Source organism: Bradyrhizobium sp. CCBAU 53340 (assembly GCF_015291645.1).
In the GTDB taxonomy this organism is placed as follows: Bacteria; Pseudomonadota; Alphaproteobacteria; order Rhizobiales; family Xanthobacteraceae; genus Bradyrhizobium.
Map to the genome: position 1 here is coordinate 4,508,892 of NZ_CP030055.1, position 14,328 is coordinate 4,523,219.

The 14,328-nt window shown below is 64.1% G+C and carries 14 protein-coding genes; 6 read left to right on the forward strand and 8 right to left on the reverse strand.

Annotated elements, in window-relative coordinates; genetic code table 11:
• Window positions 1-500: 500 nt before the first annotated feature.
• The gene (locus XH89_RS21510) at window positions 501-2,345 is read left to right on the forward strand and encodes a tannase/feruloyl esterase family alpha/beta hydrolase (protein ID WP_194462431.1); all 1,845 of its coding nucleotides are present in this window, start codon (window positions 501-503) and stop codon (window positions 2,343-2,345) included.
• Window positions 2,346-2,504: 159 nt separating this feature from the next.
• Here XH89_RS21510 and XH89_RS21515 read toward each other — a convergent pair whose 3' ends face one another.
• The 3 genes from XH89_RS21515 to XH89_RS21525 form a co-directional block, all read right to left on the reverse strand.
• The gene (locus XH89_RS21515; RefSeq protein ID WP_194462432.1) at window positions 2,505-2,678 is read right to left on the reverse strand and encodes a hypothetical protein; all 174 of its coding nucleotides are present in this window, start codon (window positions 2,676-2,678) and stop codon (window positions 2,505-2,507) included.
• 45 nt (window positions 2,679-2,723) lie between these two features.
• Window positions 2,724-2,981, reverse strand: coding sequence for a hypothetical protein (locus tag XH89_RS21520; protein ID WP_194462433.1), 258 nt, complete (start codon window positions 2,979-2,981; stop codon window positions 2,724-2,726).
• A gap of 78 nt (window positions 2,982-3,059) precedes the next feature.
• A complete protein-coding gene (locus tag XH89_RS21525; RefSeq protein ID WP_246767897.1) occupies window positions 3,060-4,013 on the reverse strand; it encodes a DUF2778 domain-containing protein in 954 nt (317 codons plus the stop codon).
• Between the two features lie 189 nt (window positions 4,014-4,202).
• Between XH89_RS21525 and XH89_RS21530 the strand changes: the two genes are divergently transcribed.
• Together XH89_RS21530 and XH89_RS21535 are read left to right on the forward strand one after the other, a co-directional pair.
• Entirely contained in the window at window positions 4,203-4,643 is a 441-nt protein-coding gene (locus XH89_RS21530) for a DUF1810 domain-containing protein (protein WP_194462435.1), read from the forward strand.
• 100 nt (window positions 4,644-4,743) lie between these two features.
• Window positions 4,744-6,825 (forward strand): methyl-accepting chemotaxis protein, encoded by a 2,082-nt coding sequence (locus XH89_RS21535; RefSeq protein ID WP_194462436.1) that lies wholly within the window; start codon window positions 4,744-4,746, stop codon window positions 6,823-6,825.
• Here the strand turns inward: XH89_RS21535 and XH89_RS21540 are convergent.
• The 5 genes from XH89_RS21540 to XH89_RS21560 all read right to left on the reverse strand — a co-directional run bounded on the left by XH89_RS21540 (window position 6,822) and on the right by XH89_RS21560 (window position 11,452).
• Window positions 6,822-7,820, reverse strand: a complete 999-nt coding sequence (locus XH89_RS21540) for an acyltransferase (protein ID WP_194462437.1) — start codon at window positions 7,818-7,820, stop codon at window positions 6,822-6,824. The two genes, XH89_RS21535 and XH89_RS21540, sit on opposite strands and share 4 nt — an antisense overlap.
• Before the next feature lie 106 nt (window positions 7,821-7,926).
• Window positions 7,927-8,517, reverse strand: coding sequence for an NADPH-dependent FMN reductase (locus XH89_RS21545; RefSeq protein WP_194462438.1), 591 nt, complete (start codon window positions 8,515-8,517; stop codon window positions 7,927-7,929).
• A 164-nt stretch (window positions 8,518-8,681) separates the two neighbouring features.
• Complete coding sequence (locus XH89_RS21550) at window positions 8,682-8,885, reverse strand: hypothetical protein (RefSeq protein ID WP_194462439.1); 204 nt, start codon at window positions 8,883-8,885, stop codon at window positions 8,682-8,684.
• 125 nt (window positions 8,886-9,010) lie between these two features.
• The gene (locus XH89_RS21555) at window positions 9,011-11,026 is read right to left on the reverse strand and encodes an FIST N-terminal domain-containing protein (protein WP_194462440.1); all 2,016 of its coding nucleotides are present in this window, start codon (window positions 11,024-11,026) and stop codon (window positions 9,011-9,013) included.
• Window positions 11,027-11,278: 252 nt separating this feature from the next.
• Window positions 11,279-11,452, reverse strand: coding sequence for a nitroreductase family protein (locus XH89_RS21560; protein ID WP_246767580.1), 174 nt, complete (start codon window positions 11,450-11,452; stop codon window positions 11,279-11,281).
• A 125-nt stretch (window positions 11,453-11,577) separates the two neighbouring features.
• On the opposite strand from XH89_RS21560, the gene XH89_RS21565 reads away from it, so the two are divergent.
• The 3 genes from XH89_RS21565 to XH89_RS21575 all read left to right on the forward strand — a co-directional run bounded on the left by XH89_RS21565 (window position 11,578) and on the right by XH89_RS21575 (window position 14,326).
• Window positions 11,578-12,540 carry an alpha/beta hydrolase gene (locus XH89_RS21565; RefSeq protein WP_194462441.1) on the forward strand — a complete coding sequence of 321 codons (963 nt, stop codon included), beginning with the start codon at window positions 11,578-11,580 and terminating at the stop codon, window positions 12,538-12,540.
• Window positions 12,541-12,709: 169 nt separating this feature from the next.
• Entirely contained in the window at window positions 12,710-12,958 is a 249-nt protein-coding gene (locus XH89_RS21570; RefSeq protein WP_128965923.1) for a hypothetical protein, read from the forward strand.
• Window positions 12,959-13,234: 276 nt separating this feature from the next.
• On the forward strand, window positions 13,235-14,326 hold the full coding sequence (locus XH89_RS21575) for a type II asparaginase (protein ID WP_194462442.1): 1,092 nt from the start codon (window positions 13,235-13,237) through the stop codon (window positions 14,324-14,326).
• The last annotated feature ends 2 nt before the right edge of the window (window positions 14,327-14,328 follow it).

Here is a 14,328-nt window from a genome sequence, read left to right on the forward strand (position 1 = left end):
CCCGCTTCCTCGCCCGTGCCTTCGCTGGCTGCATCTACCTGCATCTTTCATAGAGCCGGTGCTTCAGGCGCATCCGGCTGTGGCTGGAGGATTCGGACAGCGAGTCTAATGCAACACCGTCTGATCGAGAAGCCGGACGGACACCGGCCTCGCGCGCACAGCTTCTACGACAGGTTGCACGGCAATATCGCGTGATGCGTCATGTTGACACGGCAACATGGCTCCCTTAAGGATCGTGAAAGCCCGCCGTGCCACGAGCGGGTTCAAGGGGAGCGAACGTCCGTGCCGTCATCTGGGGTGGGCACCGATCCGCATGCCACAGCGCATCGCGGCGAAACGGTCTTGCGCGCGAGCGCAACTGCGTCGTGGCGCATCGCCAGCGCGCGCATGTCTCCCAACAACGATTTCAGAGACGTTTCCGATCACGCGACGCATCGCCGACGTCGGCGCGTCACGGCGCTTTCGTTCAATCATCGACGACGAAACTGGGAGGGCATGACATGAAACGACTTTTTCTCGCCTCGACGATCATCGCCACGTGGGCGTCGTTCGGTCCACAGGCCACCGCGCACGGACTGCCGCCGAGCGGCGTCGCCCCGCGCGCGTCCTGCACGGCCCTCACCGGACTCACGCTGCCGAACACCCAGATCCTGACCGCGACGCAGAAGCCGGGCTATTGCAACGTGGTCGGCATCATCAACAAGCGCGTCTCGACCCAGGATCCAGATCATTTCACCTACGGCATCGGTTTCGCGCTCAACCTGCCCAACACCTGGCATGGCCGCTTCGAGATGATGGGCGGCGGAGGCACCGACGGCAGCCTCAATGCCGACCCGCAAGGCGCAGCCGGCGTCGAGGTCGGCCAGGGCTGGGCCGTCGCAGCCGATGACGGCGGCCATGAGGACAATCCGGCCAATGTGGTGGGCGGCTATCAGGATGACGATGTCAATGCCGGCGGCTCCGCGCATTTCGCCATCGATGCGCAAGCGCGGCGCGAGTACGGCTATCTTGGCATCGAGAAGACTGCGACGACCGCCAAGCAGATCATTTCCTATTTCTACGGTCTCGACATCGTCTATTCCTACATCATGGGCTGCTCGAACGGCGGCCGCGATGCAATGGTGGCGTCACAGCGCTCGCCCTGGCTGTTCGACGGCGTGATCTCGCAAAACCCTGGCTTCAACCTGCCGCAGGCGGCCCTTGCCGAAGCCTGGAACGAGCAGGTGCTCGGTACGCTCGCGACCAGCAAGGACATCAATGGACAGCCCTTCATCCCTGACACGTTCCCCCAGCAGGATCTTCAGGTGGCATCGGCCGCGATCCTGAGCGCCTGCGACGCGCTCGACGGCCTCGTCGATGGCATCATCGACAACTATCACGCCTGCACGGTCAAGAAGGTCTATCCGGCGCTCGCCAGTTACACCTGCGGCACCGGCTCGCACGGCAGCACGCCGCATGGCGGCACCTGTCTCACCAGCGCACAAGTGGATGCGCTGAAAAAGATCTACGCCGGCCCGGTCAACTCAAGCGGCGATCGGCTCTATTCGAACTGGTTCTGGGACGCCGGCATCTGGACGCCGCCGACTGCACCCGGCGCCGGCTGGCAATTGTGGAACGTCGTCACCGCACCGGTGCCCGGCGTCAATACAGCGATCAACCTGACGCTCGGCGCCGGCGCGATCCCGATGATCTTCCAGACACCGCCGGTTGTTACCCCCGTCAACGGACCGACCGGCCAGGAAGCGTTCGTGTTCAAGTTCAATTTCGACACCGACGCGCCGAAGATCTTCACCAAGACAGCGGCCTATCCCGAAAGCTCGATGGACTTCATGGCGGCGGTGGCAACCGATTTGCGTCCGTTCCGGGCGCGCGGCGGCAAGCTGATCATCTCATCCTCGGTCAATGACGGCATCTTCTCCGGCGCATCGATCGCACGTTGGTACCGCAAGATGAACCGGCACATGGACAATCACGCGACCGATTTCGCGCGGCTGTTCATGGTGCCCAACATGGCCCATTGCGGCGGCGGCGCGGCCACCTCAAGCTTCGCGACGAACGAGCTCAAGGCGATCACCGACTGGGTCGAAAACGGCATCGCTCCGGAACGCATCATCGCGGCCAACACCAACACCGTCTCGCCCTACCCGGCCGGCGGCCTGTTCGATCCGCGCGTTGCCCAGAACTTCCCGACCGGCGGCACGCGGCCGCTCTGCGTCTATCCCAAGATCGCATCGTACAAGGGCAGCGGCCTGACCAGTGATGCGGCCAACTTTGCGTGCGTCGATCCCGGCTTCGGCCAAGGCGGCGATCACAACTTCCACGACGATGATGACGGGCAACACTAAGCAGCCGCTCTCGTGCCCCCGGACGCAGCGCAGCGCTTCTTCAGCGTTGCGCTGCTGAGCCGGGGCCCATGCCTCCACCGCTCGTGTAATTTCCTGGTCCCGGCTCTGCGCAGCAGCGTTGCACGCCGCAGCACGTCCGGGACACGAGCTTCCCTCGCCTCACCCGGCCTTGTCGTACAGGCCTGCAACGAAGTCGCTGAACGTCGGCGCAAGCGGCAGAATGTAGCCCCATCTGTCGGACATCGCCTCGGCAAGCGTCCACGGCTTGTCGTACTCGGCAACCTCGTGATCGATGCACCAGATCTGGCCGAAATGCGCCTTGTCGATCGTCATGCAGATCGGATTGCCGCCGTGATCGTTCGAGGAGAGAACGTTTGGCTAAAGCAGCTTCGCGCTCACGAACAGCGCACGCACTGCGTTGGTGGCTTGGACCGCGAGCATGGCATTGCCGGCGGCCCCCTCCAGCGCATGGACCGCTTCGTCATGCAGCGAGCGGAATTCCATCCATTCGACCGATTTGAAGTTGGTGAGGAACTGATAGGCCTGGCCGACAGTCGCGATCGCCAACGTGTCACCGTTCAGCTTGATCTTGAACGTCGTACGCAGCGGGGTCTCGGAGCTTGCTGGATCACTCATGGGCTGCTTCTGGACGACAACGGCTTAACGAAGGGAAAACGGCAGCCCCGCCGCAGCAGGTAGAGTTCGGGTCCAATATCAGGAATCGGTGCTGCCGCGCTGCGAGGCGGTCGTCGCACCGCGCAGGCTCGGGACCACGACCAGGCGATTGAACTCGCCATTGTCGTAAGCCTTGAGGAAGCGATCATAGTCCTTGATCGAGACGCAGCCGTTGGAATCGCCGCGCGGCCCGAGCATGTAGGTATGGGTGAGCAGGCCGACGCGGCCGAGCGCGCTGGTGCCGTCAGTCGGCGTCATGCGCAGCGCGCGAACGCCGTGGAACAGTTTTTCCCGCGGCTTGAGATCGTAGGTCGCCGGCGGAGTCGCGCCCACCATGCGCTGGTCGACATGGTCAGGATCGTCCATCAGCGCGCCCATGCCCGAATGGGCTTCGATCGCGACGCCGCTCGGCAGGTAAAGCGCCTTGGCCTTGATGTCATAGACCGCCGTCTTCGAATCGTAGCCGAGCGCGGCGAGATCCGGCGCCCTGCCGAGCAGGCCGTCGCCGGGGGTCAGCGAAGCGAGCCTGATCTTGTCAGTGAATTTTTCGAAGAAGTTGCGGTTGTCGACTCGGGGATTGGCGTCGGCATAGGCCTGGCTCGAGGCGATCTGCGCGGAGAAGTCTGCCTGGACCGGTCGCGAGCGCGGCATCGGAACGGCATCGGCGCGCTGTGCTGGCTTCGGTGTCTCTTCGGTCGCGGGCTGGTCGTTGTCGGCCAAGGTCGAACGCCAGTCGTCAGCCTGGAGCTTTTGGGCGAGCATCGCCTTGGCATCGCGAAGCTTGAGCTGGACCGCATCCAGAGCGGAGCGTTCCATCGTCCGCAGGCCGAGGTCGCGAGTCGGCGGGTTAACCGACAGCGAGGCGAAACGGTCTTCGAACGACGGTGCATTGGCCGGCGGCAGTGCGGCGGTGACCAGCGGTGTCGAGTCGCCGATGTCAGCGACCCACGCAGCGGCGCCCAGCGCCAGCGCGATGGCAGCCATAGACAGCAGTATTCTCTCGGCTCGCCCAACACGGCGGCGCGACAACAGCCTCTCGGCGCGTGCGCGGTCGGAAACCATCAGATCCCCAAAACGACCCCCGGGGGACCCAACCCCCACCCGGAGACTCTATACCAGCTACCACATTGGGAGCCAAAAGTTAGGCATAATCGCGGCCGGCAAGTCCTCCGGAGGTATCCAATGACCGATCCTTTCGATCTAGAGCGCTTCCTGAGAGCCCAAGAGCCGGTTTTTCACGCCGTCCAGGGAGAATTGACCGAGGGACGGAAGCAAAGCCACTGGATGTGGTTCGTCTTTCCCCAAATCGCCGGACTCGGCTTCAGCGCCATGTCGCAGCGTTACGCCATCGGCTCGCGGGCGGAGGCCAAGGCCTATCTCGCCCATCCCGTCCTCGGCCCGCGCCTGGTCGAATGCACCCGCCTCGTCCTCGCAGTGCAGGGGCGAACCATCCATGCGATCCTCGGCGCGCCTGACGATGCCAAATTCCGCTCGTCGATGACGCTGTTCGGCGCCGTGTCCGACGAACCCGTTTTCGACGAAGCGCTGGCCCGGTATTTCGCCGGCGAGCCCGATGGCGCGACGCTGCAGATTCTCGCGTCCCTCGATCAAGCGGCCGGGTGACTGCGGGCACCGGCGACAGTCAGCGTAAACCCGCGATTAAGAGGCTCCCCCTATTTTTCGGAGAAATATCTTTCTCCTCGCGTCAATCGCCGGACAGATCATGAAAATCGGTACGCTGCTGACCACCGCCATCGTCTCGCTCTCGACCGTCGGCGGCGGCCTCGCAGTCTACGTCGCCGTGACGAAGTACCAGACGATCGAGCGGATCACGGAGACACAGGGCCGGCTCACGATCGTCCGCGCCGTCAGCGACATCCCGCGTTATCTCAACCCCGAGCGCGGCTTTGCCACCAACATCCTCTATGGGCCCGCGACCGTCGACCCGGCGCAGCTCGCCGAGCATGACAAGCTGCGCAAGCAGACCGACGGCGCCCGCGATCGGATGAATGCGGTGCGCAAGGATTTGCCCGGTCCGTTCGACGACGGCACCACCATCGGCAGCAACATCGACAGCCTCAATGCGAAGTTCACGGCCCTGCGCGAAGCCGTCGACAAGGCGATCGCGGGACCTGCGGAGGCGCGCAAGGACGCCGCCAGGAAGATCGTCGCGGACAATGCCGTGCTCAACGCCGGCGTGACCGCGCTGCTCAACGAGCAGGTCCGCCGCATGGCGATCCTCAACGGCGATGCCTATCGCCAGGCGAGCTATGCCAACATCGCGATGACGCTGCGAGACATCGGCGGCCTCAACGCCAGCCTGCACAAGAACCTCGTCGGCTCGAAGAAGGTGGCGACCGACGCAGAGAAGGCCGACATCGCCCGCACCCAGGGGCGCAACGACCAGCTCGTGATGTCGCTCCAGGAGCTGCGCGGCAACCCGACCACGCCGGCCAATGTCGCATCCGCACTGGAGACGATGAACACCGACTATGTCGAGGGCTTCGGCCATGAGCAGAAGCTCGTCAAGGAAGGCGCGGTCAGCGGCAAATACGAGCACGACCTCGCCACCTATTACGCCGCATCGCAAGTCGGCCTCGGCGCGATCATCGGCGTCCGCGACGCCTTCTATGACAACGCCGAGCAAATTCTCGCCGGCGCCTCCAGCGCCGCGCGTACCAGCTTCACGATCGCACTTGCCGGCCTGCTCGCCGTGCTGATCGCGAGCGGCGGCCTCATCGTGATGGTCCGCCGTCGCGTCTGCGTCCCGATCGTCAGCCTGACGACCCGGATGTCGCGGCTCGCCGACGGCGACGTCGCCGAGGAGATCCCCGGGGCCGAGCGCTCCGACGAGATCGGCGCGATGGCCGCCGCCGTCCAGGTGTTCAAGGACAACATGATCCGCGCCGACCGGCTTGCCGCCGAGAAGCAGGCCGAGAACGACGGCAAGATGCGCCGCGCCCAGGCGCTCGACGAATTGACCCGCGCCTTCGAAGCCAAGGTCGGCGAACTTGTCGGCGGCCTGTCGCAGGCGTCCTCCACCATGGAGAGCACCGCACAGTCGATGACCTCGACGGCGGCCCAGACCAACAGCCAGGCCGCGGTTGTCGCTGCCGCCTCCGAGCAGACCTCGACCAACGTGCAGACGGTCGCAAGTGCCACCGAAGAGCTGACCTCCTCGATCGCCGAGATCGGCCGTCAGGTCGCGCAATCGACCGAGATCGCGGCCCGCGCGGTCGACAATGCCCGCCGCACCGGCGACACGGCGCGAGCGCTTGCCGAGGGCGCGCAGAAGATCGGCGACGTCGTCACGCTGATCCAGAGCATCGCCGAACAGACCAACCTGCTGGCACTCAACGCCACGATCGAGGCCGCCCGTGCCGGCGATGCCGGCCGCGGCTTTGCAGTCGTCGCGTCCGAGGTGAAGTCGCTGGCCGGCCAGACTGCCAAGGCGACCACCGAGATCTCCGAGCAGATCACGGCGATCCAGACCGCGAGCGACGAGACCGTGGCCGCGATTCGCAACGTCGCCGACGTGATCGCCGAGATCGACCAGATCGGCACCGCGATTGCGGCCGCGATCGAAGAGCAGGGATCGGCGACCAAGGAGATCGCCCGCAGCGTCCAGGAAGCCGCCCGCGGCACCCAGGAGGTCAACAGCAACATTTCAGGCGTGCAGCGCGCCGCCGACGACACCGGTACGGCCGCGAGGGACGTGCTCAGCGCAGCCGAGCAGCTCTCAACCCAGTCGCGCGACCTCGCCGGCCAGTTCGACCGTTTCCTCGGCGAGGTCAGGGCGGCTTAGAGCCGCCCCACGACGTCGGCGGCCTTTGCCACCAGCCGCCTGCGGCCGAGATCGATGAAGGGCATCTCGACGAAGCGCCACATCAGCCAGGCCGCGGGCGTCGTGATCAACAACGCCGCCACGAACAGGATCGCTGCGCGCACCACCGGCTGCTGGTCGAATGGCAACAGACGGGCCGCAATCGCAAGCCCGATCATGTGCAGAAGATAGAAACTGTAAGATATGCGTCCGTAGAACCGAACGATGCCGAAATCGAACGGTCCGAGCACGGCCAGTTTGCGCGAACCGAAGGCGGCAAGATACACGAGCGCCGACGCGCAAAGCGTTTCAAAAGCGATCGTGACTGCGGTCTGCTTGCGAACCGCGACAATGACCATGACGGCGAACGCAGCAGAGCCGACGACGGTCGCCCGAGACGGCTGCAGCATCGATTGCGATGAATCGCCCGGCAAGGCCCCGCCCGATTGCAGAAGCAGGCCGACCACGAAGGCATAGAGTGGCGCAAGATTGGTGGCACCGTCCAGCACGTGCACATAGGGCCCCCAGAACGAGAGCGCGACGAGAATTGCGACTAGGGTCCACACCGGGATCGTTCCATGTCGCCTCAGGAGCGCGTGCGACATCAGGATCACCGGAATCGCGACGCATTCCACGGTCAGGGACCACATCACGCCGTTGATGTCGCTCCTGATGAGCAACGCATTGAGAACAATGTTGAGCGGGTCGAACGAAGGCGGCATCAAGCCCATGTAGAAGCCGACGCTCTGATAGGCCAACGTCAGCAGCAGGACTGTCGTGACTGCGGCCGGCAGCAGTCTGAACAGACGGTGACGCACGAAGGCAAACGGATCAGAATCGCGATCCAGCGATCGGGCGAGCAGGAACCCGCTGAGCACGAAGAACACGACGACCGGTGCCATTCCGGTAGCGATGGTGTCCCAGGACAGCGCGCAGGCATGGAACGCAAGCACCGATACCGCCGCATACCCACGCATAGCCTCAAGTCGCGGCAGAAATGCCGAATTTCGATGCCCTTCCATTACACCGAACGATTAACCCGGCAGATCGCGGACGGCAACCACGCCGGGCACCGCGACGGACTCAATACGGCGGCGCCTTGCGCGCACGCTGCGCTTTCGCGGCCTCGATCCACCACGTCAGATCATCGGCGAAGCGCGGGAACGCGCGCTCCAGCGCCTTGCCGCCCTCGCCGATCGGCTGGCTTTCGGCCGACAGCGTCTGCGCGATAGGGCCGACACCGATGGTGCTGGAGATCACCACCATGCCCATCTCCGACAGCGTGCCGTGCCAGGCCGTCGAGGCGCGCGCGCCGGACAGGCGGCCGGCGGAATAGCTCACGATCGCAGCCGGTCGCCAGAACCATTCCTCCAGGAAATGGTCGGTGAGATTCTTCAAGCCCGGCTGAATGCCCCAATTGTATTCGCCGGTGACAAAGACAAAGCCGTCGGCGCCGCGGATCTGGCCAGCCAGCTTCTCCAGCGCTTCTGGCGCGGCGCCCGCTGGATATTCCTTGTACATGCGGTCGAGCATCGGCAGACCGATCGCCTTGGCGTCGATGAACTCGACCTCCTCGCCGCGGCTGCGCAGGCGATCGATGACGAAATTCGCAAGACGGATGCCCATGCGGTCGGAACGGTAAGAACCGTAGAGGACGAGGATGCGGTTGCTCATGGCCGGCAGGCTAGCACGAAATGGCGCGACAGCCCTCCATCGATTTGCCGCGACGGCGTCTCACCCAACTGGTCGCGGTAGCTTCGCGAGACATCTTCAAGGACGCTCTGAGCGAGCGCGCGAGAAGATGGCGGGCTGACATCACGAACCGCCCAGACAGTCGCCTAGTGCGTCGCCCTGTATTTGATGCGGCGCGGTATCGAGCCGCATGCCAACCGTTCGGCGAGCAGCTTCATGTCCTCGTGGCGACCGCTGCGGATCAGCCTGCCGAACTCTTCAGGGGTAAATGGAAGGCTGGGATCATCATCGAGCGGACGCCGCATCCGCGGGCCGAAGAACCATCGAACCAGGCTAGCCAGCCGCCGCATGTCAATTCCCTCGCGCCAGCAACAAACCTCTTGCGAGGCATATTGTTCCTGCTAGCGCGAGCGGATTGCAAGACCCAACTGAAGGATCGTCACCAAAATTTGCGGGACCGTCCGGCAGTAGCCCCCTACCCGATCCGCTTGAGCGTCTCGATGTCGTTCATGGCGCTGGTCAATGCGCCATTGCGGTCGCGCACGAAGGTTTCGAGGTCCGCCAGCACGGCGTTGATCATCTGAAGATTCTTGAACATCTCCTCGATCTGCGCCACGATGCTGTTGTAGCCGTCCTGGGTCTGGATCAACTGGCCCCGGGTCTCGTTGATGTTGGCTCCGAGCGACTCGAGCGAGGTTTCCATGCCGCCGATCGAGGCATGGGTCCGCGTGAGGCTGCTCCTTGTATCCTGCGCGAGCTTCTTCACCTCGGTTGCCACCACCGAGAAGCCGCGTCCCGCCTCGCCGGCGCGCGCCGATTCGATGGTTGCGTTGAGCGCGAGCAGATTGGTCTGGCCCGCGATCGTATCGATGATCTTCAGGATATCCCGCAGGCCGTTCATCGCCTGGGTGAGGCCGGCGAACTCCTGCGACAGCGCGGTGGTGTCGGTCGCCTTCGCCGCCGACTGTGCGCTGGTCAGGATGACCGAGCGGATTTCCCTCACCATCGTGTTGATCGAAGCCGTCTGCTGCAGCGCGCCCTCGACCTTTCCACTCAACGTGGCGCTGGCGCTCAGATATTCCGTCAGACGCTGGACGATGCCGTCCTTGATCTGGTTCAGCAGGACCATGCGGCTGAGGTGGGTGCGCGTGAAATATTCGACGAAATGCGCGTAGTGGATCGGAAACATCTCGATGAACGGATCGTCCAACGGCTTCTTGCTGACGTCGAAGAACACGATCGCGGTCAGGGTCTGGTTGATGTTGATCCCGAACAGCTCGCCGAAGGTGGAAAAGCCGGCGACCGGCATCGGCCACATGTTGCTCATGTTGCGGAGCTGGCTCTCGTTGTTCAACCGGCGCAGGATGCAGTCGTTGAGGATCGCGCCGATCGCCGGCGGCTTGCCGCGCAGGAAGGCTTCGAGATCGCGTCGCGTCTGGTCCACGAAATCGGTGGCTTCGAGCAGCTCCAGCCTGTCGCCAGAGTTGACGTCGCAGAAGAAGGAGACGACACCGCTGGCCTGGTCGATGCCTGCGACCGAGCGAACGAACAGGTCCCCGCCAACCTCGATGCCGAAGGAATACTTCGTCATCATCGACATCAGGTTCGCCGGCGTGGTGTTCAGCGCTTTCGCCACTGCGGAAGCGAACGGCTTGATCTCGCTCCCCTCCATGATGCCCGAGGCGGTCCGCCGATCCGGATCGGCGCCCATCACGACGAAGGATTTTCCGGACTTCCTGAAGTTCTGCGTCTTGAAGATGCTGTAGGCCCGTCCCGGCGCCAGCTTCAGGAAAGCGATGAGGGCGTGGTTTTCGAGAACTCGCCGGCCGTCATAGAGATAGGTGTTCTTGAAATCGAGCTTGCCGCCGGCGGAGCCGCCGACGAAGGCGCACGGAAACTTGCCGCTCTTGTACACCGCCTCCATGAAATAGTTCTCCGACGCCGACACGCCGTCCACGAGCGCGAAGGCGATCGTATCGCGAACGTTGACCGCAAAGGGCGTCCTGATCGCCGCGACCTCGCGCGCGATCGCCTCGATGCGCGCGTCATGTGCCTTCGATGGCTCGCCCTTGCGGATGTCGTCGTTGTGGAGGCTCACACTGTGGATGCTGACCGACTGGAGCAAGTCCGCCGGGAAGATCTGCACGACGACCGACGACCAGCTCGTCCCCGTCGGCTTGTAGAGCGAGGCCCCTGCCGAGCACAGCTCGCCGGCGCTCGATATCGCGATCACCGGCGTCGAGCCCGCCAGCCTTTGCAGCGACGATACGACGCGCGCGAAATCGCAATGCGGCGAGATGAACGCGATGGCGAGCGGCGAGCGCGCGCCCTCCACGACGAAGTCACCTTCGGAAATATTTTGCAGCCGGTCGTCACTTTCCAGCACCTTGATCGCGCCGGCTTCACGGAAGGCCGGCGCCTCATCGTGGACCTCCGGAACGATCGACGGGGCGGCCTGCTTATGACTTGCCTGAGAAAACAACGAGAGCATGGCAATATCCTTGTTCGACGCGTGAGACGTCTCAAAGGAATGGATTACGGATTCGACATTGCCATCAGGTTATGCCGCGCACGGCACAACCGCCTTTGTGTTGACGATCTTCACCGTATGACTACGGCGCCGCGGGTTCATGATACCGATCGCGTCGGCGCGTTTGATCTAGATCAATTTTTTCGCGGCGCAAAGACTCGGCGACGCTGCTGCAATGGTCTTCAGCATCACCCGATGTGTATGCGTCCCGAATCACCGCTCACATCTGCCGATGCACGCAGATTTGCCAGCGCTGGTCGGCGAAGCCGACGAAGCGCACGCACGCTTGGCGCGTTCGATGACCGCCTCGATCACTGCGCGCGGCACCGGCTCATTCTTGAAACCACGCGCACTGCGGCGCGACTGGACCAGTGTTTCGAATTCCACCTCGGCGCCTCCCTGCCCGTTCATTCGCCGGCATGGAGATGTAGCGCCTCGCCGGTTGCCGATGTGGCGCACCGTATCTATGCTAACCGCCAAGCAAGACCAAGAACCCCCGGGAGGACCTGCAAATGCCCGCGCCGCTCGACCCCGTTGTCGCAGAGATCATTCCGAAGCTGCCGCTGCGCGATCCCGCGACGATGACGCCACAGAGCGCCCGCGAGTCCTTGCGCGCCCTCGCTGCCGCGCGCGCGGCCGTGCCGCCCCCGCCCGTCGATACCGTGCAGGATATCAAGGTGAAAGGCGGCGCCGACCCGCTCGATGCTCGGGTCTACAAGGTCGGCAGTGCGCCTGCGCCCACTGTCGTGTTCTTCCATGGTGGCGGCTGGGTCGCGGGCGACCTCGAGACCCACGACCGGCAGGCGCGCAATCTCGCCATCGAGACCGGCGCGGTCGTGGTGTCCGTCGACTATCGCCGCCCGCCGGAGGTGCGCTTTCCCGGTGCGTTCGAGGATGCCTTCGCGGCGGCGAGCGACGTGTTCAATCGCGTCGGGGAATTTGGCGGCGATGCCGCGCGGCTCGGCGTTGCCGGCGACAGCGCCGGCGGCAATCTCGCAGCGGCAACCGCTATCGCCTGCCGCGATGCCGGCATCAAGCTCGCCGCGCAATTGCTGGTCTATCCCGTGACCGACGTCGTGGGCTCCTATGCAGACGCGAGCGAGAACGCACGCTTCCCCTCGCGCGCCGAGAATGCAGAAGGCTATTTCCTCTCCCGTGCCGTGATGCAATGGTTCGCCGGCCATTATCTTGCCGACAGCAATCACGCCGCCGACTGGCGGGTCTCGCCGCTCCGCGCCACCTCGCTCGCGGGCCTTGCGCCGGCGATCGTGACCACCGCCTGGTTCGATCCGCTGCGCGACGAAGGCGCGGCCTATGCGAAAGCGCTGGAGGCCGCCGGCGTGCGGGTGAAGCATCATGAAGGCGCCGGCCTGATCCACGGCTATTTCGGTCTCGGCGATGCCTCCGAGGTCGCCCGCGCCGAGGCGCAGCGTGCGCGCGCCGACTTCAGGGTGTTGCTGGCGCGCGGGATCTGATCGCAACCGGGCCGCGGGGGGAATCAGGCAGCGACGGACGATGCCTGGTCAAGGCCAAGCAATCGTCGGTCGCTGGAAAAAATGCCCCGCGCGCGATTGCGCCTGCTTGATTGCGCCACGATTCCGGGCTCCAATCCCCACGCCATCTTTTTGGTTTAGGGAGACATCCATGATGAAGCGAATTTTCCTCGCCGCGATCGTTGCGACCTTTGCAGCGGGCTCGGCTCTCGCGGACGACACCTGCGAGAGCAAGGCGGTCGGCAAGGACGGCAAGGCGCTCGCCGGCGCTGCCAAGACCTCGTTCATGAAGAAGTGCAAGCAAGACGCCTGCGCGCCGAAGGCCGTCGGATCCGACGGCAAGCCGCTCGCCGGTGCCGCCAAGAACAGTTTCATGAAGAAGTGCGAGATGGGCGCGTAGCCGCTCCGAATTCACTGCTTCTTTAACGAGCAATCGCTCCACCAAACTCGTCATGCCCGGGCAGAAGCGCGAAGCCAGTCTTCGCGCGAGATGTCCCGGGTATCTCGTTCTTGCTTTCGAATACAGGGGCGAAGACCTTTCGCCGCCATCCTGCACGCGCCGAGCGCGCAAGCCAATCTCATCGCCACCCTAGACAGAACGGCTCGGCTGTCGGATCATGTCCGTGCTGAGCGAACAGGGGCGCATCGAAGAGGCTTCCAGGAAAGGGTGGTCGAGATGTTGCAGTTTCGAGTGCGTGATCACATGATGGCGACGATGGGCGTGCTGTTTGCACTGCTCGTCAGTCTTGACGTTGCGAACGCAAGGGGCCCCGGCCTGCCCAATGTCATGGTTCTCGCAACCGGTGGCACGATCGCCGGCAGCGGGGCGAGCAGCACCACGGTGGTCGGTTACACCGCAGCCACAGTCGGCATCGAGACCCTGCTCAACGCCGTCCCCGAACTGAAGACGGTAGCCAACGTCAAGGGCGAGCAGGTTTTCCAGATCGCCAGCGAGAACATGAACAACGACTACTGGCTGAAGCTCGCCAAGCGCGTCAACACGCTGCTCGCGCAGGACGACGTCGACGGGATCGTGATCACGCACGGAACCGATACGATCGAGGAGACCAGCTATTTCCTGGACCTCGTCGTCAAGAGCAAGAAGCCTGTCGTCATCGTCGGCGCGATGCGGCCGTCGACGGCGATCAGCGCGGATGGGCCGATCAACCTGTTCAATGCGGTGATCCTCGCAGGCAGCGAGGAGGCCGTCGGCAAGGGCGTGCTGGTTGCTCTCAACGATCAGATCAACGCGGCGCGCGACGTCACCAAGAACAACACCTCGACGGCAGACACCTTCCGCACGCCCGAGCTCGGCTTTCTCGGCTACATGCAGGGCAACAAGCCCTATTTCTATCGTCAATCGACCCGGCGGCACACGGCGGATTCCGAATTCGACGTCTCCAACCTCGATACCCTGCCGCAGGTCGATATCGTCTACGGCTACGCCAACATGAACCGGGTCGCGATCGACGCTTTTGTCGCCGCGGGCGCCAAGGGGATCGTGCATGCCGGCGTCGGTGACGGCAGCCTGGCCCGGCCCGCGGTCGAGCCGGCGCTCGATGAGGCTCGCAAGAAGGGTGTCGTGATCGTCAGGAGCAGCCGTGTCGGCAACGGCATCGTCGCGCGCAACGGCGAAGCCAAGGACGACGAGCACGACTTCGTCGTCTCCGATACGCTCAATCCGCAGAAGGCCCGAATCCTGCTGATGCTGGCGCTGACCAAGACATCAGACACCAAGGAAATCCAGCGGATGTTCTACACCTACTAGGG

Excerpts from the sequence above, each read along its gene's own strand:
- XH89_RS21510 (WP_194462431.1), top strand. The coding sequence starts at position 501 with ATGAAACGACTTTTTCTCGCCTCGACGATCATCGCCACGTGGGCGTCG.
- XH89_RS21515 (WP_194462432.1), bottom strand. The coding sequence starts at position 2,678 with ATGACGATCGACAAGGCGCATTTCGGCCAGATCTGGTGCATCGATCAC.
- XH89_RS21520 (WP_194462433.1), bottom strand. The coding sequence starts at position 2,981 with ATGAGTGATCCAGCAAGCTCCGAGACCCCGCTGCGTACGACGTTCAAG.
- XH89_RS21530 (WP_194462435.1), top strand. The coding sequence starts at position 4,203 with ATGACCGATCCTTTCGATCTAGAGCGCTTCCTGAGAGCCCAAGAGCCG.
- XH89_RS21535 (WP_194462436.1), top strand. The coding sequence starts at position 4,744 with ATGAAAATCGGTACGCTGCTGACCACCGCCATCGTCTCGCTCTCGACC.
- XH89_RS21540 (WP_194462437.1), bottom strand. The coding sequence starts at position 7,820 with ATGCGTGGGTATGCGGCGGTATCGGTGCTTGCGTTCCATGCCTGCGCG.
- XH89_RS21545 (WP_194462438.1), bottom strand. The coding sequence starts at position 8,517 with ATGAGCAACCGCATCCTCGTCCTCTACGGTTCTTACCGTTCCGACCGC.
- XH89_RS21550 (WP_194462439.1), bottom strand. The coding sequence starts at position 8,885 with ATGCGGCGGCTGGCTAGCCTGGTTCGATGGTTCTTCGGCCCGCGGATG.
- XH89_RS21555 (WP_194462440.1), bottom strand. The coding sequence starts at position 11,026 with ATGCTCTCGTTGTTTTCTCAGGCAAGTCATAAGCAGGCCGCCCCGTCG.
- XH89_RS21565 (WP_194462441.1), top strand. The coding sequence starts at position 11,578 with ATGCCCGCGCCGCTCGACCCCGTTGTCGCAGAGATCATTCCGAAGCTG.
- XH89_RS21570 (WP_128965923.1), top strand. The coding sequence starts at position 12,710 with ATGATGAAGCGAATTTTCCTCGCCGCGATCGTTGCGACCTTTGCAGCG.
- XH89_RS21575 (WP_194462442.1), top strand. The coding sequence starts at position 13,235 with ATGTTGCAGTTTCGAGTGCGTGATCACATGATGGCGACGATGGGCGTG.